19 protein-coding genes are annotated in these 24,753 nt (G+C 40.5%); 10 read left to right on the top strand and 9 right to left on the bottom strand.

The window, feature by feature from the left end; translation table 11 throughout:
* The first annotated feature begins 11 nt into the window (after nucleotides 1–11).
* Both rbfA and G529_RS0100565 read left to right on the top strand, forming a co-directional pair.
* On the top strand, nucleotides 12–407 hold the full coding sequence (gene rbfA, locus G529_RS0100570; RefSeq protein WP_026913678.1) for a 30S ribosome-binding factor RbfA: 396 nt from the start codon (nucleotides 12–14) through the stop codon (nucleotides 405–407).
* A gap of 1 nt (nucleotide 408) precedes the next feature.
* The gene (locus G529_RS0100565; protein WP_026913677.1) at nucleotides 409–1,611 is read left to right on the top strand and encodes an ABC transporter permease; all 1,203 of its coding nucleotides are present in this window, start codon (nucleotides 409–411) and stop codon (nucleotides 1,609–1,611) included.
* On the opposite strand, the gene dusB is transcribed toward G529_RS0100565, so the two are convergent.
* The 5 genes from dusB to murQ all read right to left on the bottom strand — a co-directional run bounded on the left by dusB (nucleotide 1,612) and on the right by murQ (nucleotide 8,855).
* Nucleotides 1,612–2,604 (bottom strand): tRNA dihydrouridine synthase DusB, encoded by a 993-nt coding sequence (gene dusB / locus G529_RS0100560; protein ID WP_026913676.1) that lies wholly within the window; start codon nucleotides 2,602–2,604, stop codon nucleotides 1,612–1,614. It lies immediately after the preceding gene.
* 50 nt (nucleotides 2,605–2,654) lie between these two features.
* On the bottom strand, nucleotides 2,655–5,060 hold the full coding sequence (locus G529_RS0100555) for an outer membrane beta-barrel protein (RefSeq protein ID WP_026913675.1): 2,406 nt from the start codon (nucleotides 5,058–5,060) through the stop codon (nucleotides 2,655–2,657).
* Between the two features lie 158 nt (nucleotides 5,061–5,218).
* Complete coding sequence (locus G529_RS0100550) at nucleotides 5,219–6,424, bottom strand: C40 family peptidase (RefSeq protein WP_026913674.1); 1,206 nt, start codon at nucleotides 6,422–6,424, stop codon at nucleotides 5,219–5,221.
* A 2-nt stretch (nucleotides 6,425–6,426) separates the two neighbouring features.
* Nucleotides 6,427–8,034, bottom strand: a complete 1,608-nt coding sequence (locus G529_RS0100545) for a glycoside hydrolase family 10-like protein (RefSeq protein ID WP_026913673.1) — start codon at nucleotides 8,032–8,034, stop codon at nucleotides 6,427–6,429.
* Nucleotides 8,031–8,855 (bottom strand): N-acetylmuramic acid 6-phosphate etherase, encoded by an 825-nt coding sequence (gene murQ, locus G529_RS0100540; protein WP_026913672.1) that lies wholly within the window; start codon nucleotides 8,853–8,855, stop codon nucleotides 8,031–8,033. Before murQ ends, G529_RS0100545 begins: the two co-directional genes overlap by 4 nt.
* A gap of 197 nt (nucleotides 8,856–9,052) precedes the next feature.
* Between murQ and lepA the strand changes: the two genes are divergently transcribed.
* Together lepA and G529_RS0100530 are read left to right on the top strand one after the other, a co-directional pair.
* Entirely contained in the window at nucleotides 9,053–10,849 is a 1,797-nt protein-coding gene (gene lepA, locus G529_RS0100535; protein ID WP_026913671.1) for a translation elongation factor 4, read from the top strand.
* Between the two features lie 252 nt (nucleotides 10,850–11,101).
* The gene (locus tag G529_RS0100530) at nucleotides 11,102–11,860 is read left to right on the top strand and encodes a YebC/PmpR family DNA-binding transcriptional regulator (RefSeq protein ID WP_026913670.1); all 759 of its coding nucleotides are present in this window, start codon (nucleotides 11,102–11,104) and stop codon (nucleotides 11,858–11,860) included.
* On the opposite strand, the gene G529_RS0100525 is transcribed toward G529_RS0100530, so the two are convergent.
* Entirely contained in the window at nucleotides 11,861–13,732 is a 1,872-nt protein-coding gene (locus G529_RS0100525; RefSeq protein ID WP_026913669.1) for a cation:proton antiporter, read from the bottom strand.
* Between the two features lie 167 nt (nucleotides 13,733–13,899).
* On the opposite strand from G529_RS0100525, the gene G529_RS0100520 reads away from it, so the two are divergent.
* From G529_RS0100520 to G529_RS0100500, 5 genes are all read left to right on the top strand, one after another.
* The gene (locus tag G529_RS0100520) at nucleotides 13,900–14,763 is read left to right on the top strand and encodes an MBL fold metallo-hydrolase (protein ID WP_026913668.1); all 864 of its coding nucleotides are present in this window, start codon (nucleotides 13,900–13,902) and stop codon (nucleotides 14,761–14,763) included.
* 6 nt (nucleotides 14,764–14,769) lie between these two features.
* Nucleotides 14,770–16,455, top strand: coding sequence for a S8 family peptidase (locus G529_RS0100515; protein WP_026913667.1), 1,686 nt, complete (start codon nucleotides 14,770–14,772; stop codon nucleotides 16,453–16,455).
* Nucleotide 16,456: 1 nt separating this feature from the next.
* Nucleotides 16,457–18,346, top strand: coding sequence for a M1 family metallopeptidase (locus tag G529_RS0100510; RefSeq protein ID WP_026913666.1), 1,890 nt, complete (start codon nucleotides 16,457–16,459; stop codon nucleotides 18,344–18,346).
* Nucleotides 18,347–18,422: 76 nt separating this feature from the next.
* A complete protein-coding gene (gene rnpA, locus G529_RS0100505) occupies nucleotides 18,423–18,812 on the top strand; it encodes a ribonuclease P protein component (RefSeq protein WP_026913665.1) in 390 nt (129 codons plus the stop codon).
* A complete protein-coding gene (locus G529_RS0100500; protein WP_026913664.1) occupies nucleotides 18,796–20,424 on the top strand; it encodes a S41 family peptidase in 1,629 nt (542 codons plus the stop codon). The genes rnpA and G529_RS0100500 overlap by 17 nt, the downstream gene beginning before the upstream one ends.
* Nucleotides 20,425–20,426: 2 nt before the next feature.
* Here G529_RS0100500 and G529_RS0100495 read toward each other — a convergent pair whose 3' ends face one another.
* The 3 genes from G529_RS0100495 to G529_RS0100485 form a co-directional block, all read right to left on the bottom strand.
* Nucleotides 20,427–20,876, bottom strand: a complete 450-nt coding sequence (locus tag G529_RS0100495; protein WP_422678718.1) for a GNAT family N-acetyltransferase — start codon at nucleotides 20,874–20,876, stop codon at nucleotides 20,427–20,429.
* Complete coding sequence (gene rpiB / locus G529_RS0100490; RefSeq protein ID WP_026913662.1) at nucleotides 20,876–21,310, bottom strand: ribose 5-phosphate isomerase B; 435 nt, start codon at nucleotides 21,308–21,310, stop codon at nucleotides 20,876–20,878. Before rpiB ends, G529_RS0100495 begins: the two co-directional genes overlap by 1 nt.
* Before the next feature lie 514 nt (nucleotides 21,311–21,824).
* Nucleotides 21,825–22,067, bottom strand: coding sequence for a putative signal transducing protein (locus G529_RS0100485; protein ID WP_026913661.1), 243 nt, complete (start codon nucleotides 22,065–22,067; stop codon nucleotides 21,825–21,827).
* Between the two features lie 419 nt (nucleotides 22,068–22,486).
* Here G529_RS0100485 and rnr point away from each other — a divergent pair, with 419 nt between their 5' ends.
* On the top strand, nucleotides 22,487–24,685 hold the full coding sequence (gene rnr / locus G529_RS0100480; RefSeq protein ID WP_026913660.1) for a ribonuclease R: 2,199 nt from the start codon (nucleotides 22,487–22,489) through the stop codon (nucleotides 24,683–24,685).
* Nucleotides 24,686–24,753 lie beyond the last annotated feature (68 nt).

The raw sequence follows: 24,753 nt of genomic DNA, 5'->3' as shown, positions 1-24,753 counted from the left end.
ACTTTTGTAGTATGGAAGAAACAAACAGACAAAAGAAGATAGGTGGATTGTTGCAGAAGGACCTGGCAGACATTCTGCAAAACTCATTAAGAGAAAGTGGGCGTACAGGAATTTTGATCTCGGTTTCAAAGGTTCGGGTAACTACAGATCTCTCGATCGCCAAAGCATATGTTAGCATTTTCCCTTCTAAACATCAACAGGAAGTCATTGAGGAGATTAATGAAAACAAGTATAAGATCAAACATGAAATGGCTCAGCGTACCAAACACCAGCTGCGTAAAATGCCCGATCTTAACTTCTATATAGACGATTCTCTGGAATATATCGACGGAATCGAAAAATCCATAAAAGGCAAGGAGGATCCAATCTCCAATCCCGATCTTCTGGACAAGCGGAAAAAATCTTAAATTGAAGTTCCCTCTCTATATTGCCAAACGTTACCTGTTCACCAAGAGCAAGAGCAACGCGATAAATATCATCACCATTATCGCGGCAATTGGAGTATTTGCCGGGGCATTCTCCCTGTTTATCGTTTTAAGCGGATTCTCCGGCCTACGTGATTTCAGCCTTTCATTTTCGAATGAATTCGATCCAGATCTAAAAGCGCTGCCGGCTTCAGGAAAAGTTATAACAATTTCAGAAGAACAGCAGGCACGTTTGGCAAAGATCGAAGGAGTGGAAAAATTCACCCAGGTTATTGAAGAAAGAGTCATTCTTAGCTACAAACAGAAATCAAATCCTGCCTATATAAAAGGTGTGGATGCCAGTTACCAGCAGGTTAATAAAATTGATAGTGCCATTGTTTTTGGTACCTGGCTTACTAAAAGCGAACCTCAGGTGGTTATTGGAAACGGACTCTCCCGCTTGCTTGATATTGGTACTTTTAATTATCAGAATTTGCTAAAGATCATGGTTCCAAAACCGGGTAAAGGACAGGTAACCATGACTAATATGCAGAATGCTTTTTCGACCAGGCAAACCATTGTTAGCGGAGTTTACAGCGTTAATGAAGAGCTGGATGCGAAATATGTGTTTACCAATATCAATTTTGCACGGGATCTGCTAAGCATGCAGCCTGACGAGGTAACGGGCGTGGAATTTAAAATTTCTTCGGAAGCAGATCTCGACAGGATTTCAGAAGAGATTACAACAGTGCTGGGGGATAATGTACAGATTAAAACCCGTGAAGAACTGAATGATGCGCTTAACAAAATGCTTAATTCTGAAAATCTCTTTGTTTACCTGATTTTCACGCTGGTACTTACCATCGCTTTATTCAACGTGGTAGGTTCTATCATCGTAATGATCCTGGATAAACGGGAAAATATGAAGACCCTGCATAGTCTTGGCGCTACCACCAGACAAATTAGAAATATCTTTTTTTACCAGGGAATGTTGATGACGGTATTGGGCGGACTATTAGGCCTTGGTTTTGCCATTGTCCTTATCCTTCTGCAAATGCAGTTTGACCTGGTCATGATCACTCCCAGCCTGCCCTATCCTGTGCAAATGCGTGCAAAAAACGTGATTATCGTTGTCGCAACGATCTTTACTCTGGGATTTATAGCTTCCTATATCGCGGCAGGAACTACCAGAAAGGCTCTGAAATAACTAGGCGAATTCGTATCCGGCGAACTCCTTCTCTACCTCATCGAAGGCTTTAAACACATCTACAGAATCATCACTGGTCACCATTTTCATGCGATATTCCTTGAAGTGCGGAATTCCCTTGAAATAGTTGGTATAATGACGACGGGTTTCAAATACCCCTAAACGTTCCCCTTTCCAGTCGATAGACATCTGTAAGTGACGTCTCGCAGCATCTACGCGCTCTTCCAGCGTTGGAGGTGCCATATGTTTTCCAGTCTCAAAATAGTGCTTCACTTCCCTGAAAAACCACGGGTATCCAATGCTTGCACGACCAATCATGGCACCATCAAGGCCAAATTCATCACGCATTAACATGGCTTTCTCTGGGGAATCCACGTCTCCATTTCCAAAAACAGGAATATGCATTCTGGGATTGTTCTTTACCTCGGCTATTGGTTTCCAGTCGGCTTCGCCCTTGTACATCTGTGCTCTGGTTCGACCGTGGATGGAGATAGCCTGGCATCCAACGTCCTGCAACCTTTCAGCGACTTCAAGGATCTTTATAGAATCGTGATCCCAACCTAAACGGGTTTTTACGGTGATTGGTAAATTGGTATGCTTCACCATGGCTTCGGTTAAAGAAACCATTAGATCTATATCTTTCAATATTCCCGCGCCAGCTCCCTTGGAAACCACCTTTTTTACCGGACATCCAAAGTTGATATCGATAATATCGGGGCCAGATTTTTCAACGATCTCGACAGACTGTAACATCGACTCCAGGTTAGCCCCAAAGATCTGTATGCCAACAGGTCGTTCTTTTTCGTAAATATCGAGTTTCATGGTACTCTTCGCGGCATCGCGAATAAGTCCTTCAGAAGAAATAAATTCAGTATACACCACATCTGCGCCCTGTTCCTTACATAAAGCGCGAAAAGGTGGATCACTCACATCTTCCATTGGTGCTAACAGCAACGGGAAGTCTCCTACATCTATATTTCCAATTTTAGCCAAAGCCTTTCAGTTTTATGCTGCAAAATTAAGAAATAAACCGGAAGTAAAAATTATGGTCTTAATCGTTCTCTTTCAGCTTCATCTATTGTTCGCTGATTGTCACTCAGTCTAAAGTTTCCGAAGTTATATTTAAAACCTATCTGTACATTCCTGTTTTCAGAAAAAGAAAAGAAACTGTTGCTCTGGTTTAAATATTCTGAAGTAAGGCGGGTGTTCGTAGAATTAAATATATCGTTCACATTCAAACTTAACTCAGCCCTGTTGTCCCATAAGGTCTTTCTTAAACCAATACTTACAGTCGTCATTGGCTCAAGGTTGTAGGATCCAGATAGATAATCTGAAAGATATTGCGCAAACAAAGTTCCCTCAAAAGTACCATCCTGGGACAAAGTGAAAATATTATACACATAAGCCTGAACACCTTCAGCTTCTATAGTCACTTCAGCATTATTACTCTCCAGGGCAAGCAACGTATTTTCCATACGGAATAGCGAAGTAAATAGTTGTGCATACCAGAAATCTGTAATAGACGTTCCATGAAAAATATCAATTCCGTAGGATTTCGAATCCAGCAGATTCTGGTTCACGTTACGAATGGTAAGATTTTGATTATCCTGAAAAACGAGAGTTTCCGGAGCTTCGCCAAGATCCTTATAGTAGAAATCAAAGAACCAGGCGTTGTTAAGTGTATAGTTTAAAGTAACATTATTACTAATGGAAGCGATAAGATTTGGGTTCCCAGCGTTGAAATTCGTCTCATTCAGAAAGTATCTGAAAGGATTCAGACTTTCATATCGTGGTCGCTGAATTCTTCGGCTATAATCCAAAGTGAAACTATGATTGTCTGAAGCGCGATATTGCAGGTATGCCGTTGGAAATAATTCAAAGTATTCGCGATCATTAACAGTTTCCACGCTCCTGCTCTCCCCTGCTCTATCGGTATATTCCCCGCGCAGTCCTAATTTACCACTCCATTTCGTCCAGTCGTGACTTACTGAAAGATATGCTGCATAGATATTTTCATCATATAAAAATACATCTCCCAGATCATCATACAATGATTCTAAACGTCGCTCATTCATGTACTCGATCCCACTTTCAGATTCTATGGACGAAAATTTGAGTCCGCTTTCAAAGACAGATTCCCCGATTGTGGTCGTATAATCTGCCTGCGTTGTATAAATGTCTATTTTCTGGCTGGCATCGGTATCGAATTCCAGTGCATCCAGTCGCTGACCTTGCGGACTGAAATACTGAGAAAAAACCATTTGCTCACGATCCTGGTCAAACCTGGTATAGTGCGCCTTTATCGAAAGGTCACCGCCGTTGTTAAAAGAGGTGATATAATCAAGATTTAATGCCACGTTGTTCTGATCTGTAAAAACGCCGGAATCTGTCACCAACGTCGAATCAAGTCCTCCGGAAGCATTTCTCATCTCGGTCGTTACATCGTTATCAAATTCACGGTTAGGGGAAAAATTAGCATTCACAGAAAAGTTAAGATTACTTTTTTCTGAAAGTTCAAAATCTATGATCGCGTTGGCATTGTGAGCCTGGCTCGTTGTTTCCCTGGTAAAATCTGTATCCCACCTGGAAAAAAGCTGCCCGTCACGTATAAAATTTATATAGGAATCGTCGTTCTTATAATCCTTACGCGGACTAAAATTGTAATTCGCGAACACATTTACCTTATCACCCTGGAAATAATGACTGGTTCCAATCTTATACTTTGAATAGATCGCCTGGGTATAAGTTCCTTCTACACTTCCCTTGTATCCCGGAGTAATGCTTTTACTAGTTGTTATATTCAGGATCGCTCCACCTTCAGCATCATACCTGGCAGGTGGATTTGTAATAATTTCAATAGATTTAATGTTTTCTGCGGAATAAGACTCCAGTAATGTCTGCAATTCTGAAGCAGATAAATAAATCTTACGATCATTTAAATACACCTGTACCGCCGCATTCCGAACCATTAGTTGTCCCTGGTTATCGATCACGCCCGGTGATTTTTTAAGAATATCCCAGGTATTTCCAGAAGATAAGGTAGAATTCTCCACATCAAAAACGATACGATCCACTTCCCTGCTAATTCTTGGTTTCCTGGCTTGAATCGTTACCTCATCAAGATCTCCGGAAGATGGGGAAACTTTTAAAGTTTTTAGGTTGGTATCTCCTTGCACCCTGATCTTCTTCAGCAGATCCTCATAACCAACATAGGTTATTTTTAGTACGTAATTATCGTCCTTGATGTCTTTCAGCAAAAAGCTTCCATCCTCTTCACTTACCGTCCCTTTAACCACAGTCACTGAATCCTGGGCGTTTAATAGAATGACATTCGCGTAGGCAAGGGCTTCGTTATTAAGGTCGGTTAACTTTCCTGAAAGTTGATTTTGTGAAAATACCAGCGTACTTAAAAAGCAAAGGATAATGCTTAGAGATGGTCTAATATTCATTGTTGGTTAGTTCGATTTTGTTTGGTAACAAGGGCAAATATAACTTTTATGTCATTTTTAGCAAGAAAAAGCTTTTATATCAAGCTGAAGATAAATTAATTAGCAATTGTTCAACAAATTACCCAATTTGCTTCCATAAAGTACTGTTTCGCCTAAAATTAGCGTGATTCATTCACAAAAATATCCTGGTCTTTCAGGTATTTGAGTCCGCTGGATTGCTGATCAAGATATCTTTTAGTTCTTAAATATCGGCTTCTGTTGAATTCATCGAAATTTTCAGCTTTATCATCTACGCTGCTAATATGAACATCTCCCGAGGAATGAATAAATTCATTATTACCAATCCACATTCCAACATGCACTACTTTTTCCGAAGTGGAATCGGTTGCCGGTCTGCCGAAGAACAATAGATCCCCGACTTCCAGTTTGCTGAAATCTGATTGTTCATCTACCAGCGTTCCTTCCTTCACCTGTTGAGAAGCATCCCTGGGAATAATCATCCCATTCATAAAATAGATGGTCTTGGTAAATCCGCTGCAATCCACTCCTTTCGCTGAGGTGCCTCCCCATAAATAAGGTAATCCCATCAGTTTTTCTGAAACTTTGGTCAAACTTTCTCCATCTGCTTCCAGATTCTGAAGCCATTCTTGGTATATCTTCGCATCATTTTTAGAAACATAGCCTTCTTTGCCATCGGGATATCTTACCTGGTAAAAGTCGTCTGAATCCTGCAGCAGTTCCAGAACTGCACCCGTCACCAGATCTGTAACTGGATTAGAATCCAAATCTGGCTTAACATAGGAGTTCCCGTAAGCTTTCGTGAAAATGATCTTTTCTGAAGTTTTCCAGTTGTTAAAATCACTTTCGTTCATCGTCGTAATTCCTCCGTGGTCGACCCACGAAAGATAATCGTCTGGAGTTTGAATATAATACCATTCCTCCGTTCGTTTCCAGATCTTTACCGGCGTACCAAGTGTGGCCTGAGTCACCAGTTCAGAAGAATGTTTACTGTCGCCTCTTAGATTGGCTACCGAGATATCTATGATCCCATAAAGCTTTTCACCCAATGCTTCGGAAGGTAAAACCTGAATACTGTCTTTATAATTAACCCCTGCCGAATCTAGATCTGACAGGAGTCGTTTTTTAGCTTCTTCTGAAGTAGTTTCCCCTCTCAAGATGATTCCGTTTTGGTCTTCTTCCGCAGAAATATCAAATAAAGCTACCCGTTTGTCTGGTGCAAACTCAGTTCTGTTTCGCTCTACGATTTCCTCAACCTGTCCGCTTTTAGCCGATTCTCTTTTGGATTCTCCACAGGAAATAAAAAATATTGCTGCTAGAAAATATATTGTAAATCTGGTTTTCATAATTAAGATTTTGTAAGGTCAAGGATTTCAAGATCATATTGCTGGAAACTACTTTGAGCTCCCGTGCGATCTACCGCAGTGATCCCAATTTTGACCAATTTATTGTTGTCTTTATTCTTAACCGGAAGCGAATGTACATCCTGTTCCTGGTTTAGGATTTTATAATTCCAGCCGCTGTTTTCATACTGGTAATACACCACCCACCGGAAATGGTTCTCTAAACTCAGGTTTTTGATATTATATGCTGAAGTTGTTTTAGCCAGTTCAATGCCTGGAATTTCAGGAATCTTAGCAGATAACCAGGGACTCGCCGGTACCAGTGCATTTTGCTGGTAAGGTCCTGTTCTAAGAGAATTTTTGAGGTTCTCATTTTTCATTAAAGGTCCAATATTCCAGTGTACCACGCCCGGGCTATCCGGAAGAATTCCACGCGAGATCATGATCTGAGAAGCGATTTCTCCAGGGGTTTCCTCTTCTAAAGCAAGATTAATTCCTGGCCAGAGATGTCTTCCCGTTACATTTTCAGATTCCCACCAACCCAGTAAAACCGGGAAACTCTGTCCTACTTTCGCCGTAGGCCAGTAAAGTTGCGGAGTAAAATAGTCGATCCAGCCTTTGTTCAGCCATAATTTGGCATCGGCATATAATTCTTCATACTGGTCCATTCCCTTGATACTGGCAGGAAAACCGGGTCTCCAGATCCCAAACGGACTAATTCCGAATTTTACGAAAGACTTTTCAGCTTTGATCTCCCCGGCTATTCTTTCAATAAAATCATTAACACTCTTGCGCCTCCAGTCGGCTCGGGAAAGTTCTCCTCCGCTACTTTGGTATTTCCGGAAACTTGCATCATCCGGGAATCCGTTTTTACCATTATAAGATGCATAGGGATAGAAATAATCGTCAAAATGCACGGCATCGATATCGTAGCGTTCCACAATATCCATCACTACTGCTGCCGAATGTTCCTGCACCTTTTCGCTTCCTGGATCCATCCACCACATCCCGTTCTTCAATTCCATAACGAGTTCAGGATTGGTCTTTACAATAGATCTTTCCCCAATCTCTTTTCCAGTGGTATGATGCGCGCGGTAAGGGTTGAGCCAGACATGAAGTTCCATGCCTCTTAGATGAGCCTGTTCTATCCAGAATTCCAGTGGATCATAAAATGGTTCTGGAGCTTTGCCACTTTTGCCGGTAAGAAAATAAGACCAGGGCTCGAGTTCGCTTTGATACAGGGCATCTGCCTGGGGCCGAACCTGTAAGATCACCGCGTTAAAATTATTTTCTTCCAGAAACTCAAGCATTTCCAGGGCCTCCTTTTTCTGTACTTCGGTAGATAAACCTGCTTTACTGGGCCAGTTAATATTGGCAACCGAAGCGATCCAGGCAGCTCTGAATTCGGCAATATCAAGAGGCGGCTCAATAAACGTATTTTCAGTAATTTCTTCTGAAACTTCAGGACTTCCCATCTCCTTCTGAACCAGCGTATCTTTTGTTTCAGATCGCTCTTCAACTACAGCAACATTTTTGGTGGATTTACAGGAATAGGCCAAAAACGCCAGAAGAATAAGCGATAAGGATTTGTAATATTTCAAAGATTTGATCATTGATTATTTTGTTGAAAATTGGCAATGGCCTGTCTTACGCTGCCATGTTCCAGTAAGAGTGATTTTGCCTGCTCTTCTTCTATATGCAGTTCATCCATGATCATCTGGGTACCACGTCCCACCAGCTTTTTATTGGATAACTGCATATCTACCATTTTATTTCCTTTGATCTTTCCAAGCCTTATCATGGTAGACGTGGTGATCATGTTCAACACCATTTTCTGCGCTGTCCCAGCTTTCATCCTGGTACTTCCCGTTACAAACTCGGGCCCGGTGATCACTTCTACTGGAAATTCTGAAGCATTTGCCAGGGGACTTCCGGAACTACAGGTTACACAACCGGTGATAATGCCGTTTTTGCGCGCAGTTTCAATCCCGCCAATCACATAGGGCGTGGTTCCAGATGCAGCAATACCTATCAGAACGTCCATTGCACTTATGTTATATTCCTGAAGATCTTTCCAGGCCTGTTCCCTGTTATCTTCTGCATTTTCAACCGCGTTTCGCAAAGCAGTATCGCCACCGGCAATCAAACCAATGACCATTCCTGGTTCAACACCGAAAGTTGGCGGACATTCTGAAGCATCCAGAACTCCAAGCCGGCCACTCGTACCAGCTCCAATATAAAAAAGCCTGCCTCCTGCTCCTAATTTGTCCACAATGCTGTCTACCAGGACTTCGATCGCCGGAATTACTTTTTGCACACTTTCGGCGACCGTTCGATCTTCCTTGTTGATATTCTTTAGAAGTTCTGCCGTATTCATCTTTTCAAGATGATCATAATTTGATGCCTTTTCAGTATCAGGTTTCAGGAAATCCATAGTCATTTTTTTGATGTAACCCCTTTGTGGGTTAGCCTTCAGCAAAGATAATTACAAGCTCTAAAATAGCATTCTCGAATGCTTTCACCCAGCGAAACAAACATAAACTTGAAATTTTATATTAGACTATTAATTCAATTATATTTGTAGTCTTAATTTAAGCTGAATTTTTGGGCTTAAGGACACAAATACTGGAGATGAAGAACATTCGAAATTTTTGCATAATCGCGCATATAGATCATGGGAAAAGTACATTGGCAGATCGCCTGCTGGATTTTACCGGGGCTGTTACCGAGCGTGAAAAACAGGAACAGCTGCTGGATAGCATGGACCTGGAAAGGGAACGTGGGATCACTATCAAATCCCATGCGATACAAATGGATTATGTTCATGAAGGTGAGGAATATACACTAAACCTCATCGATACTCCGGGACACGTTGATTTTTCTTATGAAGTTTCCCGTTCTATTGCCGCTTGTGAAGGTGCTTTACTGGTAGTAGATGCGGCTCAAAGTATTCAGGCTCAAACTATTTCGAATCTATATCTTGCTCTGGAAAACGATCTTGAGATCATTCCGGTACTCAACAAAGTAGATCTTCCGAGCGCCAATCCCGAGGTAGTGACAGATGATATCGTGGATCTTTTAGGTTGCGATGCTTCAGATGTTATTCCCGCAAGTGCGAAAACAGGTATTGGGATTAAAGAGATCCTTGATGCCATTATTTCCAGGATTCCTGCTCCCACAGGAAAAGTGGACGCTCCATTGCGAGCTTTGATCTTTGACTCTGTTTACAACCCGTTTAGAGGTGTTGAAACCTATTTTAGAGTCATTAATGGGTCCATCAAGAAAGGTGAAAAAATTAAGTTCGTTGCGACCAATAAAACATATGATGCCGATGAGGTGGGAACACTTCGTTTAAAACAGTTTCCTCGAAAAGAGATCAAAACCGGAGATGTAGGTTACCTTATCACCGGGATCAAGGATGCCAGAGAAGTAAAAGTAGGTGATACTATTACCAGCGCAGTGAATCCAACTACGGAAGCTGTCGCAGGTTTTGAGGATGTAAAACCAATGGTTTTCGCCGGAATTTATCCTGTAGATACCGAAGATTATGAGGAACTGAGAGCTTCCATGGAAAAATTACAATTGAACGATGCTTCACTGGTATTTACTCCGGAAAGTTCTGCTGCACTTGGATTTGGTTTCCGTTGTGGATTCCTGGGAATGCTGCACCTTGAAATCATTCAGGAAAGACTGGAACGTGAGTTCGATATGACTGTGATCACCACGGTTCCTAACGTATCCTACCACGCTTATACCAATAAAAATCCAGATGATGTTATTTTGGTGAACAACCCATCTGATCTTCCTGAACCTTCCACCTTAAACAGGGTTGAAGAGCCGTTTATCAAGGCAACCATCATTACAAAATCAGATTATGTAGGGAATGTCATGTCCCTGTGTATCGAAAAGCGTGGAGAAATTACCAACCAGACCTATCTAACTACAGAAAGGGTTGAGCTGACTTTCGATATGCCTCTTGCCGAAATTGTTTTCGACTTTTATGATCGATTAAAAACAGTTTCCAGAGGTTATGCTTCTTTTGACTATTCTCCTATAGGAATGCGCCAGTCCAAACTGGTAAAAGTAGACGTGCTGTTAAACGGAAATACGGTGGATGCACTTTCAGCTTTATTACACGTAGATAATGCCTACGATATTGGTAAGAAAATGTGCGAAAAACTGAAGGAATTGATCCCGAGACAACAATTCGACATTCCAATTCAGGCTGCGATTGGTGCTAAGATCATCGCTCGTGAAACCGTAAAAGCACTTCGTAAGGATGTAACCGCGAAATGTTATGGTGGTGATATTTCCCGTAAGAGAAAGCTTCTGGAAAAGCAGAAAAAAGGGAAGAAGCGTATGAGACAGGTTGGAAATGTGGAAATTCCACAGGAAGCATTTATGGCGGTTCTAAAATTGAACGATTAGTCAGCGCTTTGTATAAATTATACGGGCGTTCCGCCTTCCAAAGGTCGGCGGCGGGCTATCCGTTTTAGTTTTTGTAAGCTATCGCTTCCAAAAAGCTGTCACTGCTATCCCTAACGCAAATATTAAAGACCTCACAGGTATCATAATTTGTGAGGTCTTCTTCTTTTATGCAGTCTGCTCCATTTTTTTATTTTTGTAATAAGGGGTTTTTCGATGGAAAATCTATCGACTACTAACTAGATACAGACTACCATGGCAGGACATAGCAAATGGGCAAATATCAAACATCGTAAAGGAGCTCAGGACAAGAAAAGAGCAAAGCAATTTACCAGGGCGATCAAAGAGATCACCGTAGCCGTAAAGGAAGGCGGTGGTCCAGATCCTGAAGCAAATCCCGCCTTGCGTAATGCCATCCAGAACGCCAAAGGGGTCAATATGCCCAAAGATACCATTGAACGTGCGATTAAGAAGGCGAGTGGCGCTGATGCCGATCATTATGAAACGGTTACTTTCGAAGGTTATGGACCAGATGGAATAGCGATTTTCGTGGAAGCTACTACAGATAATACGAATAGAACCGTAGCTTCAGTTCGTTCGATCTTCAGTAAAAATGGGGGAAGCCTGGGAACCAATGGTTCTCTGGAGTTTCTATTTGATAAAAAAGGAGTGTTTGTATTGGAAAAAGAACAGCTTCAAAAAGATCCTGAAGAATTGGAATTAGAGCTTATAGAAGGCGGCGCATCCAGTTTCGAAAAAGAGGAGGATTATCTCACGGTTTATACAGAATTCAATGATTTTGGAATGATGTCTGCCAAACTTGAAGAACTGAAGATAGAACCCAAAAATTCTGAAGTACAGCGAATACCTCTAAATACTACTGAATTACCGGTAGAGAGTGCCATTAAAATCCTGAACCTCATCGAAAAATTTGAAGATGACGATGATGTACAGAATGTCTATCATAGCCTGGAAATCACCGATGAACTTATTGAAAAAATGGAGGAGGACTAATTAATCCTCCTTCTGTATATTATTTTCAATATTCTCTTTCTCTTCGCTATCTCCGGTTTCCAGTTCTTTACCGAGATAAACCATCATAAAACCTTCTTCGATCTCAACCTCAAGACTATTGGAAGGAATAATGCTAAGCTCTCCTTCAGCATCTTTTACAAATAATGGGATGATATCAGAATCTGTTTTACTTATCTCTATAAGTCCCTCATAATGTTCCTTGGAATTGAGTTCAATTTCATGGATCGAAGGATACTTCCTGGCGAGATTCGTTAACTTGATATAATCATCGGTTTGGGAGAACAGTCCTTCTTTAGGATTGTTTTCAGGATCATACATTTCATCTGAAGAAACTACTCTAAAGGATCCATTTTCTCCAAAATGTTTTCTGAATTTTTCGATGGCATTCAGGTTTACTTCCGTATTTCCGGTCATGGCCATTAAATAACCAACATCGCTCAGTTCAATATTATTGATAAGATCATCTGAATAGACGTTTTCCTGTATCGCATCCAGGCCAAGCTCCTGAGCTTTTTTAATATTCGCACCATTGCTGTCTACCAGCACCACATGTCTATTGTTCTTCTTCAGATAACTACCAATCAACCTTGAAATGGTTGAAGCTCCAATGATGAGGATTCCCTGGGAATTCTTCAGAAAAACTCCTACCAGTTGAGCAAATAATCTTGCTGTGGTCGCATTCAGAAGCACTGTTCCCAGTACGATCATAAATACAAGCGGAGTAATATATTCTGCACCCGGAACGCCTTGATTGGAAAGCTCAATTCCGAAGAGAGAAGCGATACCTGCGGCTACGATACCACGAGGTCCAACCCAGCTTATAAATAATTTTTCATTGAATTTAAGAGACGAACCTATACTACTTACAAATACACCCAGAGGTCTTACGATGAGTACTACTGTGGCGAAAAGGATCAATGCCTTGATGTCGTATACCAGCATCAAATCTTCCACATTGATATTTGCAGCCAGCAATATGAACAGGATCGAAATAAGCAGGACGCTCAAAGATTCTTTAAAGTAAAGTAACTCCTTCAGGTTTGGAAGGTTGATGTTTCCCATCACCATTCCCATCACCACCACGGCCAGAAGTCCGCTTTCATGGGCAAAAAGATCTGCCAGTACGAATACTCCCAGCACGGTAGCCAGCGTAAGTACATTGAGTAAATAATGCGGGATCACGTTCTTTTTGATCGCAAAAGCCAGGGCGTGTGCAAAGGTAAATCCAAAGGTAAATCCAAACAGCACGATCTTTCCAAATTCGATCATCGCTGTTTCTGTAAACTCAGTTCCGGTACCGGCGCTAATAAACTCAAACATCAAAACGGCAACCAGCGCGCCAATAGGATCGATAAGAATTCCTTCCCACTTTAGAATAGCTGAAATATCAGACTTTAGCGGAATATTCCGAAGAATAGGCGTGATCACCGTTGGACCGGTTACAATGATTAGCGCGGCAAATAAAAAGGAAATCTGCCAGCTAAGGTCGAATATAAGGTATGCAGCGACTCCGGCTCCAAAAAAAGTAACGATCACGGCAATGGTGATCAACTTGATAATTACGGGGCCCACGTTGAGAATTTCACCCTTCCGCAGCGTTAATCCACCTTCAAAAAGAATGATCCCAATTGCCAGTGAAACAAAATAGAAAAGGCTTTCACCAGGAAACAGTCCGGATTCTCCATTCCAGATGGGCTCAATGAGTTTGGATCCATCTTCAGTAAAAAAAGTAGAAATTGGTCCAACGGCAAGACCTACAAGTATTAATGGTAGGATAGCAGGGATCTTAAACCTCCATGCTGCCCACTGTGCCAATATCCCAAGGATCACTATTCCTGCCAATTCAACCATAGATTCAGTATTTGCTTATAATTGCTAAAAATATTAAAAATGTTTTACTATGAAAGCTTATTATTAAAAGCCTAACATTATCGGGACCCTGTTAAATCAATGAGAAAATAATTCGAATTCGCTATGAGATTTTCTATTTTGCGGAGAAATCTTCAAATTTATTCTGAATGACCCTTTATCCTATACAAGCCGGAAATTTTAAATTAGATGGTGGAGCTATGTTTGGAGTGGTCCCAAAAAGTCTCTGGACGCGTACGAATCCTGCCGACTCGAATAATATGATAGACATTGCCGCACGATGTCTGCTCATTGAAGATGGTGAAAAGCTTATCTTGATTGATACCGGAATGGGTGATAAGCAGAGCGAAAAATTCTTTAATTATTACTATCCCTGGGGAGAGCATTCCATAGACAACTCTTTACAGCAGCACGGTTTCCATCGTGATGATATTACAGATATTTTTATGACCCATCTGCATTTTGATCATTGCGGAGGTTGTATCCAGTGGAACAAAGAACGTACAGGATATGAACCTGCCTTTAAAAATGCCAGATTCTGGAGTAATGAAGATCACTGGGAATGGGCAACGAATCCAAATGCTCGTGAAAAAGCATCGTTTTTAAAAGAAAATATTCTTCCCATGCAACAAAGTGGAAAACTTCATTTTGTGGAACGGGAGGGAAGCAGTGAGTTCTGCAAAGCAGATCATCTTGGCTTTGAATCGCTGCTGGTAGATGGGCATACCGATAAGCAAATGATCCCGCATATCGATTACCAAGGCAAGAAACTGGTTTTTATGGCAGATCTTCTTCCTACTGCCGGACATATTCCCCTGCCTTATGTAATGGGCTTCGATACCAGGCCGCTTTTAACGCTTGCTGAAAAAGAGAAATTTCTGCAAACCGCAGCAAACGAAAATTATTACCTGTTCATGGAGCATGATGCCCACAATGAGATCATCACCCTGAAGCATACTGAAAAAGGGGTAAGACATGATCAAACCTATACTTTTAACGAATTATTCAATTAATCTATTATGAGAATACCTGTATATAAGCCGTTCCTGACCATCCTGGCAGCCGGCGCATTAACTGCCTGTAGCAGTACTGCTCCAAGAGTAGTTTCCACACCAGTAAGTAATATTGATTCCATTCCTTTAAAAGTAAAGGATCTTACAGACGCCCAGTTGAAAGAATGGACGAATTCAGATCTGAGCATAGATACCATTCCGGGAATGAGCGTAGACAGAGCCTATGCTGAAATCATGAAGAACAAAAAACCTTCATCCGTGATCGTAGGTGTTGTAGACAGTGGGATAGACATTAACCACGAAGACCTGCAGGGCGTGATCTGGACCAATGAAGACGAGATCCCCGGCAATGGAAAAGATGATGATAATAATGGGTTCATCGATGATGTACATGGCTGGAACTTTTTAGGAGATGCCGTGGAAGAAAACATGGAGTTCACCCGTATCATCAAGCGATTGAAACCCAAATACGAAGGGAAATCCCAGAGTAGTATAAGCACTGCAGACAGGGAAGAATACAATATGTACCTGGAAGCAAAAAAAGAGTATGACAAGGAATACCAGGAAGCTCAGCAAACCCAGCAGCAATATACTCAGATCCTGCAGCAGGTTAAAAATGCACATGCAGCTATGACCAAAGCCCTGGGAACTGAAGATTATACTAAGAAACAGGTATTGGATTTCAAACCTGAGACCCAGGAACTGCAGCAGGCAAAAATGATCGTTGGGCAAATGCAAAGCAACGTGAACGAGAGCATTCCAGAAGTTATCAAGGAAATTAATGAAGGAGTGGAGTACTTCGGAAATCGTCTTGATACTCACTTTAATCTTAACCTGGATGGTAGAGCAGTAGTAGGTGACGATCCTTACGATATCAACGATACCAACTACGGAAACAATAAAGTTTCAGGACCAGATCCAAAGATGGAAGATGCCAAGCATGGAACACATGTAGCCGGGATCATTGCAGCTAACAGAAATAATTCTATAGGACTTAAAGGAGTTGCCAATAATGCGAAGATCATGGCAGTAAGAGCTGTGCCAGATGGTGATGAATATGATAAGGACATCGCACTGGGAATTCGTTACGCGGTAGACAATGGTGCAAAAGTCATCAATACCAGCTTTGGAAAATACTTTTCTCAAAATCCGGAATGGGTGATCGATGCCATCAAATATGCGGCAGATAATGATGTTCTTATTGTAAATGCTGCCGGAAATGAAGGAATAGATCTTGATAAAAAGAGAGTATATCCTAACGATCAGAATCCGCAGGAAACCACAGAGATCAGTGATAACTTCCTAACAGTTGGTGCTTTGAATTATGAATATGGAGCGAATCTTATCGCGACTTTCTCTAACTATGGAGCTACCAACGTAGATGTTTTCGCGCCTGGAACCAAGATCTGGTCTACAACTCCAAACGATACTTACGAATATCTTCAGGGAACTTCCATGGCTTCTCCAGCAGTTGCCGGTATCGCTGCGATCATTAGAGGTTATTACCCTAAATTATCTGCAGGACAGGTAAAACAAATTATAATGGATAGTGGTATTTCTACAAATGCAACGGTAGTACTGGGTGGAGATACAAGTAATACCAAGAAGTTCAAGACTATTTCGACATCAGGAAAAATGGCTAACCTATATAACGCCTTAATTTTGGCAGATCAAATTTCAAAAAATAACTAGAATGAAGAATATTTTTTTCAGCTTAATCCTACTTACCGCCGGGGTGATCCAGGCACAGAATAACACTTCCTACTGGCAACAGCATGTAGACTACAAAATGGATGTGGATGTTAATGTGGAAAATTTCAAATTCACTGGTACCCAAGAATTGACCTATACTAACAATTCTCCAGACACTTTGAACCGGGTTTTCTATCACCTTTATTTTAATGCCTTTCAGCCGGGTTCAGAAATGAATGCCAGACTGGAAAGTATCGCAGATCCAGATGGAAGAATGGTAAGAAATGAAGGGACAGAGGAAGACCCAAAAAGAGTAAGCCGTATCAGTGATCTTTCTGAAGACCAGATTGGTTATTTGAGAGTAAACTCTCTTACTCAGGATGGTACTTCTCTAGATTATGAGGAAGTTGGAACCGTTCTGGAAGTAGAACTTGCTCAGCCAATTCTTCCCGGTAAAAAAGTAAAGTTCAACATGGAATTTGAAGGTCAGGTGCCGGAACAGATTAGAAGATCTGGTAGAAACAGCTCTGAGGGTGTAGCGCTTTCTATGAGTCAGTGGTATCCTAAACTTGCAGAATATGACTTCCAGGGTTGGCATGCCGATCCTTATATTGCCCGTGAATTTCATGGCGTATGGGGAGATTTTGATGTAAAGATCAGTATCGATAAGGATTATATACTTGGAAGTACAGGATATCTTCAAAACCCTGAGGAAATTGGGTATAACTATGAAGAAGAAGGAACCAAAGTAAAAAGAAAAAAAGGGGACAAGCTCACCTGGCATTTTAAAGCTCCTAAAGTTCATGATTTTACCTGGGCTGCAGATCCTGAGTATATCCACGATAAGTTAGTTGCTGAAGATGGAACTGTACTGCATTTCCTTTATAAGGACAATGATGATATCAAGGAGAACTGGAAAAATCTTCAGCCAAAAACTGCAGAATTGCTTCTGTATTTTAACGAGCATATAGGACCATATCCATGGGATCAATACTCTGTAGTACAGGGTGGAGACGGTGGAATGGAGTACGCGATGCTTACTCTAATCACTGGTGAACGTTCTTTTGGAAGTCTCGTTGGTGTTACTGCTCATGAAATGGCGCATGCCTGGTTTCAGCATTTGATGGCAACTAATGAAAGTAAACACGAATGGATGGATGAAGGTTTTACTTCCTACATTTCTACGGAAGCTGAAAATGTTGTCCTTGGAGAAAATAAGGACAATCCACATACTGGTTCTTACAGAGGATACCAGTACCTGGCAAATTCAGGAAGAGAGCAGCCACAATCCACGCATGCCGACAGGTATGAACTGAATGCACTTTATGGAACCTCTGCATATTCAAAAGGGGCGGTATTTCTGGCGCAACTTGGTTACATCATAGGCGAAGAGAATCTTTCAAAAACCTTGAACAGGTACTATGATGAATGGAAATTCAAACATCCAACGCCAAACGATTTCATTAGAATTGCTGAAAAGGTTTCTGGAGCAGAGCTGGACTGGTATTTAATGGACTGGACACAAACCACCAATACGATCGATTACGCAATAGAGGGTGTTGAAATAAAAGATGCGAAAGCAACAGTAAGCCTGAAGAGGATTGGATTGATGCCAATGCCTATAGATATTGATGTAACCTATGCTGATGGTTCTAAGAAAACATACTATATCCCGCTGGAAATGATGCGATGGGAAAAAAAAGCACGTGAAGGTGAAGACAGAACGGTTGCTGAAGACTGGGCCTGGGGATTCCCTACTTATGAACTGGAAATTGATGCTGCCAAAGACATTAGCAGCATTGAGATAGATAGTTCTAAGATGATGGCAGATGTAAATCCTTCAGATAACGTCTGGAACAAGGATGGAGCATCTTCCGAAGAAGAGAAATAGCCATCAGAATAATTTTTAAAAAACCCTTTCTCTACGGAAGGGTTTTTTTATTTGAAAGTATTGGTACTTTTGAACCATGGACCAGAGCTTCGGAAAGTTGGAAAAATTAAAAAGCAAAAAGCATATAGATCTGCTTTTTGCTGAAGGTAGAAATCTAAAAAGCTACCCGCTAAAACTGATCTATGCACCTATCCAGACTTCAGACAAACCAGGTTTAAGAACAGGAGTTTCGGTTCCTAAAAAACTGGTGAAAACAGCAGTAAAACGCAACAGGATCAAACGATTGATGCGCGAAGCTTTCAGAAAAAATAAGTACCTTGTTACCAGCGATCTTGCAATTTCCCATGCTTTTATGTTCATCTATATTTCCAGAGACGAGATCGATCATCTCAAAATGGAGAAGAATATGATCAAATTGCTGAAGAACTTCGCAGAAAAACAGCCGACTCATGAAAAAGAACTTTAAGAAACTCATTCTTTTACCTGTACTACTGGCAGGAATTTTCATAGGAACTGTAAGCTTTAAGTCAGATTTTTTCGAGATTGCCAAACAGATCGAGATCTTCACGACACTTTTTAAAGAGATCAACATGAATTATGTTGACGAAACGAATCCTGCACAATTGATGGATTCTGCAATAAAATCCATGCTTACAGATCTTGATCCTTACACGAATTACTGGAATGAGCAGGATGTGGAAGCAGCGAGGATCAATAATTCGGGTGAATATACCGGGATAGGTGCAGCGGTAAGAAATACGGCTGCCGGAATCACCATTGTGGAAGCTTATAAGGATTATCCAGCAGATAAAGCGGGTTTAAAAGCCGGAGATCTTATTACCAGGATCGGTGATATAAGAGTGGCAGATTTTAAAGAAGATGCAGGAGAATTGCTGAATGGCGCTTCTAACTCGGCCGTGGAGATCACTTATGTAAGACAGGGGAAAGAACAGAAAACCTCTTTAAAACGAGAATCTGTAGACCTTAGCGCCGTACCATTCTATAAACTACTTGAAGATAAGTCTGGGTATATCGTATTATCCAGGTTTAATGCCAAGGCTTCTACTGAAGTATCCAGAGCCTTGAAAGAACTTAAGAACCAGGGTGCTGAAAAGATCATTCTTGATCTTCGAGGGAACCCTGGAGGATTGCTGAGTGAAGCGATCAACGTGAGTAATATTTTTGTACCTGCCAATGAATTGATCGTTACCACAAAATCTGCCATTGAGAAATACAATAAAGAATATTACACACAAAGAGAACCTATAGATACCAAAATACCTTTGGTGGTACTGGTAAACGGGCGTAGCGCCTCTGCCAGTGAAATTGTGGCCGGAGCAATGCAGGATCTGGATAGAGGAGTGATTGTTGGCGCAAGATCCTTTGGAAAAGGCCTGGTACAGAGACCCCGCGAACTGGCTTATGGAACTCAGCTTAAAATTACCATTTCCAGGTACTATACGCCGAGTGGAAGATGTATACAGGCGCTGGACTATCGTCGCCGGGATGAAAATGGTAAGGCCGTTAGAACCAGGGTAGAAGATTATAATGAGTTTAATACGCGTAATGGTCGAAAAGTCTATGATGGAGGAGGAATTTTACCAGATGTGAAGCTGGAAACTTCAGAATTTAGTGAGATCACTCAGGCACTATTACTGCAGGACGCGATCTTTAATTATGCGACGGAATATTATTATTTACATGATATAGAAAACTTAGAGGAATTTGATTTCAATGATGCAGATTTCCAGGAATTCAAAGTATACCTGAGAGGATCTGACTTTGATTATGTAACCTCGACGGAAAAGGAACTTGAGGAGCTTATTGCCACCGCTGAAGAAGAAAACCTAGAATTAAAATTTGAAGCTTCAGGAATAAGATCTCAACTGGAACAGCATGAAAAACAGGAACTGGAACTCAGAAAACCTGAAATTATAAGCCTTCTAAAAGATGAGATCATTAAAAGATATTTCTATAAAGAAGGCCTTTATGAGTATTACACCGCCAATAATCCAGAAATTGCCAAAGCGAAGGAAATTCTGGGGAATGAAACCGAATACACTAGAATTCTGAAGTAATTTTATTCCTTGATCATGGCTATGTGCGGGATACCATCTTCCAGGTAGCCTTCACCTGTCACCTTAAACCCATGGGATTCATAAAATCTGATTAGATATTGCTGAGCTGAGATCTTGATACTGTTAGTTTGATAGCTGTCTAATATAGCCTTTACTGAAGCTTTCATGATTTCATGCCCGTAACCATACTTCCTTTCAGATTGTTTAACAATGACCCTGCCTATGGAAGCCTGCGGAAAATAATAACCTGGTTCAAAACAACGGGTATATGCGACCAGTTCATGGTTCTTAATTCCCATCACATGTAATGCTGCTTCGTCCTTTCCATCAATATCCTGGTATACACAATCCTGTTCCACGACAAAAACTTCTGAACGTAGTTGCAAAATAGCATAAAGTTCAGCGAGACTTAGTTCACTGAACTTTTTGATTTCAATGTTCAATTCCGTCATTATTTACCAGCAGGAATTTTGTCTATTCTTCTTTGGTGGCGTCCGCCTTCGAAAGGAGTATTTAGAAAAGCTTCTACCATTTCTGTTGCCAGTTCTTCAGAAACAAAGCGGGAAGGAATACTAAGAATATTAGCATCATTATGCTCACGGGCCAGCTTTGCGATCTCTACGGTCCAGCACAAAGCAGAGCGAACGCCCTGGTGCTTGTTCGCCGTCATGTTGGCACCATTCCCACTTCCACAAATTATGATACCAAGATCTGCATTCCCGTTTTCAACATCGTTTGCAACAGGATGTACAAAATCTGGATAATCTACGCTATCCTCTTCATCTGTACCATAATTGGTTAGTTTGTGACCTTCTTTTTCCAGTGCTGCCTTGATCATTTGTTTATAACCAGTACCGGCATGGTCGTTTCCAACAGATATTTTCATAGTTGAGTTGTTTGCCCCAAAGTTAAAAAAACAAGCAGTTAAGAAGCCAAAAAGCGGTTGTTAATTACTTTCAGGTTTTTACTCATCCACAGCACTTTAGAATCCACATACAATTGTGAAAAACATCTGATGAATTAGTAACAAAGAAATTTGTTTTTTAAGATTTTTATAACAATACTCAACCTACTTTGAATAAAGCAAATTATAAGTCGGTTATTTTTTATCAAGTTATGAGCAGTTTAAAAACGGTTGTTGACAATTGTTGATAGTAAACTTTTCAATAATCGTTGTTTAATAAAATTTAAGAAGTTCTGTTAAGTAAATCTTAAAAGCTTAAGAATATCAATTAGTTAGCAATTAACAGGGGTGTTGATAAATTGTTATCAAATAATTACAACTGAAATAACAAATAAGTCAGGCTGAAATTGTTCTACAAATTAACACGCCATCATATACCATCATTTAATTTTTTTTAAAAAGAAGAAAAGATAATAATAGTATATACTGTTAATAACTATACTATACGAAGCGAAGATGATTTGTCATTGAAAGAGTCGAGAATTTCTTTTGCCTTAGAAACATCCTGGGGGTGAACCATTAATTTGATTCCTCCAAATGCTGATGAACTGAAAGGGATCAAACCTACGAGGGTTTCGTTCTGAAAGTAGTGCGTAATATGCTCATCGTTGAACCTGGATTTTAAAATCAGAGTTTCGTGTGGATAGGTAAAAGTCGCCAGGCAAACGTAATCTTTCATGGGAAGCATATTAATTCCCGAAGATACACATTAATGCTTAGATACAGATACTAAAGTAGTTACAGGGACTTTGCTCGAAACATTGAGAAGATTAGTTTTCTCATTAAATGTTTTATTGATAATGCTCACAAGAATGATAAGCCCGATCAAAAAGATTAGAATAAAAACTGCCGTGTATGATGAGGACCTGTGTAGTTTCATGATATAAGCAAAAGTAAATGATGAGTTGCTTGCCAATGTTAAAATAAAATTAAGAAAAAATTAAGAATATTTCTTAATAAAGATTAAAATATTTTCAATTATACAACTGAAGATGAAATAATTAGCATTATTACCGGGCTTCCGAGTTAACAAAACTTTAATCTCAACAGGATGCAGACTGATTTTAATGGTGTAATTTTATCGCATACTATTTGAGAATGAAGAAACAGAACAAGAAAAAGCCCAAAGGACAGGGCAACCTTACCCGAAGCATTATAGATATACTCCGCAAGAATTCGGGAAAAACTTATAACTACAAACAAATTGCTTCTATACTGGGTGTCAACGATGCCAGTAGTAGAAACCAGATCATAAAAAAACTGGCCCAGCTTGCTGCCAAAAAAGAAATTAAGGAAACGGAAAGAGGAAAATTCAAGATCGATGGCTCCAAAAATTATCATACAGCGGTACTGGACCTCACTACCAAAGGTTATGGTTATGCGATAGTTGATGGATTTGAAGATGATATCTTTATAGCCAATAAAGATCTGAAATCGGCTTTTGATGGGGATACCGTAGAGATCTATATTTATAATCGCCGACGGAATAAGAAAAGCGAGGGTGAGGTAGTTAATATCACCAAACGTAAGCGAACCGAATTTGTAGGTACGCTTCAGAAGAAAAAAGATTTTGGATTTGTAGTAGTGGATGATAAATCCATGTATACAGATTTCTTTATTTCAGCAAATAAGATGAACGGTGCTGAGGATGGAGATAAAGTAGTGATACAGTTTGAAGAATGGCCAGAAAATGCAGATTCTCCTTTTGCGACTATTACCAGAGTTCTGGGAACTCCCGGAGAACATAATACAGAAATTCATTCTATTCTCGCCCAATATGGACTCCCGCATGAATTTCCTGAGGAGGTAGAGGAGTATGCGAATAAGATAGATACGTCTATTAATGAACCTGAGATCGCAAAGAGAAGGGATATGCGTGATATTCTAACCTTTACGATAGATCCGAAGGATGCAAAGGATTTTGATGATGCTTTAAGCTTTAGAAAACTTGAAAATGGTAATTACGAGATAGGAATTCATATTGCAGATGTTTCACATTATCTGCAACCTGGGACTATTCTCGACGATGAAGCCTACGAAAGAGCAACATCGGTCTATCTTGTGGATCGTGTGGTACCAATGCTTCCTGAAATACTTTCCAACAACGCCTGTTCTTTAAGACCTAATGAAGAGAAATTCACATTCTCTGCGGTTTTTGAAATCAATGAAAAGGTTGAAGTAAAAAACCAGTGGTTTGGAAGAACTGTCACCTATTCAGATGAGCGATTTGCTTACGAGGAAGCTCAGCATATCATTGAAACCAACGCAGGGAGTATTCCAAAAGATATATCCATTCGTGAGGATGCATATTCTGTAAGTGGTGAAGTGGTAGACGCTATTTCCACTCTGGACAGGCTCGCAAAAAAAATGAGAAGTCGCCGTATGCGAAACGGGGCCATTTCTTTTGATAAGGTGGAAGTGAAATTCAATCTAAACGAGGAAAATGAACCTGTTGGCGTGTTCTTTAAAACAGCAAAAGATGCAAATAAGCTTATAGAGGAATTCATGTTGCTTGCCAACCGTAAAGTGGCTGAATTCATTGGTAAACAGAAGCCAAAAAAGACTTTTGTCTATAGATGTCACGATGAACCAAATGAAGAGAAACTCGCGTCACTTCAAAGTATCGTAGGAAGGTTTGGACATAAACTGAATCTTACAGATCGTAGTTCCACGACCAGTTCCCTGAATCAACTGCTGGAAGATGTTCAGGGTAAAAAGGAACAGAACATGGTAGATACCCTCGCTATCAGAACAATGAGCAAGGCATACTACGGCACTGAAAATATTGGGCACTATGGTTTAGCATTTGACCATTACACCCACTTTACTTCTCCAATTAGAAGATATCCGGATGTTATGGTGCATCGATTGCTTCAGGACTACCTGGATGGTGAGAAATCTGCAAGTGAAGACGAGTATGAAGATAAATGTAAACACAGCAGTGATCGTGAATACCTGGCGACCAGCGCAGAACGTGATTCCATTAAGTTCATGCAGGTTAAATTCATGATGGATCACCAGGACGAAGAGTTTCTGGGTGTAATTTCAGGAGTGACCGACTGGGGAATTTTCGTGGAGATCATCGAAAACAAATGCGAAGGAATGATCAGGTTACGAGATATGAATGACGATCATTATGAGTATGATGCAGACGAATTCGCAGTTACAGGAAAACGCAGCGGTAAGACTTTTACACTGGGCGATGAAGTGTATGTAAAAGTCAAGAATGCAGACCTTGTTAAACGTCACCTTGATTTTACATTATTGGGAAGCAGACTGGATGTCGAAGCAAATTAGCCGGAAAAGGCTTTGATTTAAGGCTTTAACTTCTATATTTACTTTAGTACTACAAAAAGTATACATTT

This window comes from Christiangramia portivictoriae DSM 23547, from assembly GCF_000423045.1.
In the GTDB taxonomy this organism is placed as follows: domain Bacteria; phylum Bacteroidota; class Bacteroidia; order Flavobacteriales; family Flavobacteriaceae; genus Christiangramia; species Christiangramia portivictoriae.
The sequence above is the reverse complement of the archived record's forward strand: the minus strand, read 5'-3'. Positions and strand labels throughout refer to the sequence as shown.

Bases quoted from the DNA above. Each gene is read 5' to 3' on its own strand.
- G529_RS0100520 (WP_026913668.1), top strand. From the start codon at position 13,900: ATGACCCTTTATCCTATACAAGCCGGAAATTTTAAATTAGATGGTGGA.
- rbfA (WP_026913678.1), top strand. From the start codon at position 12: ATGGAAGAAACAAACAGACAAAAGAAGATAGGTGGATTGTTGCAGAAG.
- G529_RS0100545 (WP_026913673.1), bottom strand. From the start codon at position 8,034: ATGATCAAATCTTTGAAATATTACAAATCCTTATCGCTTATTCTTCTG.
- G529_RS0100485 (WP_026913661.1), bottom strand. From the start codon at position 22,067: ATGAAAGATTACGTTTGCCTGGCGACTTTTACCTATCCACACGAAACT.
- G529_RS0100515 (WP_026913667.1), top strand. From the start codon at position 14,770: ATGAGAATACCTGTATATAAGCCGTTCCTGACCATCCTGGCAGCCGGC.
- G529_RS0100550 (WP_026913674.1), bottom strand. From the start codon at position 6,424: ATGAAAACCAGATTTACAATATATTTTCTAGCAGCAATATTTTTTATT.
- rpiB (WP_026913662.1), bottom strand. From the start codon at position 21,310: ATGAAAATATCTGTTGGAAACGACCATGCCGGTACTGGTTATAAACAA.
- G529_RS0100525 (WP_026913669.1), bottom strand. From the start codon at position 13,732: ATGGTTGAATTGGCAGGAATAGTGATCCTTGGGATATTGGCACAGTGG.
- rnr (WP_026913660.1), top strand. From the start codon at position 22,487: ATGAAGAAACAGAACAAGAAAAAGCCCAAAGGACAGGGCAACCTTACC.
- G529_RS0100510 (WP_026913666.1), top strand. From the start codon at position 16,457: ATGAAGAATATTTTTTTCAGCTTAATCCTACTTACCGCCGGGGTGATC.
- G529_RS0100495 (WP_422678718.1), bottom strand. From the start codon at position 20,876: ATGACGGAATTGAACATTGAAATCAAAAAGTTCAGTGAACTAAGTCTC.
- murQ (WP_026913672.1), bottom strand. From the start codon at position 8,855: ATGGATTTCCTGAAACCTGATACTGAAAAGGCATCAAATTATGATCAT.
- rnpA (WP_026913665.1), top strand. From the start codon at position 18,423: ATGGACCAGAGCTTCGGAAAGTTGGAAAAATTAAAAAGCAAAAAGCAT.
- lepA (WP_026913671.1), top strand. From the start codon at position 9,053: ATGAAGAACATTCGAAATTTTTGCATAATCGCGCATATAGATCATGGG.
- G529_RS0100555 (WP_026913675.1), bottom strand. From the start codon at position 5,060: ATGAATATTAGACCATCTCTAAGCATTATCCTTTGCTTTTTAAGTACG.
- G529_RS0100530 (WP_026913670.1), top strand. From the start codon at position 11,102: ATGGCAGGACATAGCAAATGGGCAAATATCAAACATCGTAAAGGAGCT.
- G529_RS0100500 (WP_026913664.1), top strand. From the start codon at position 18,796: ATGAAAAAGAACTTTAAGAAACTCATTCTTTTACCTGTACTACTGGCA.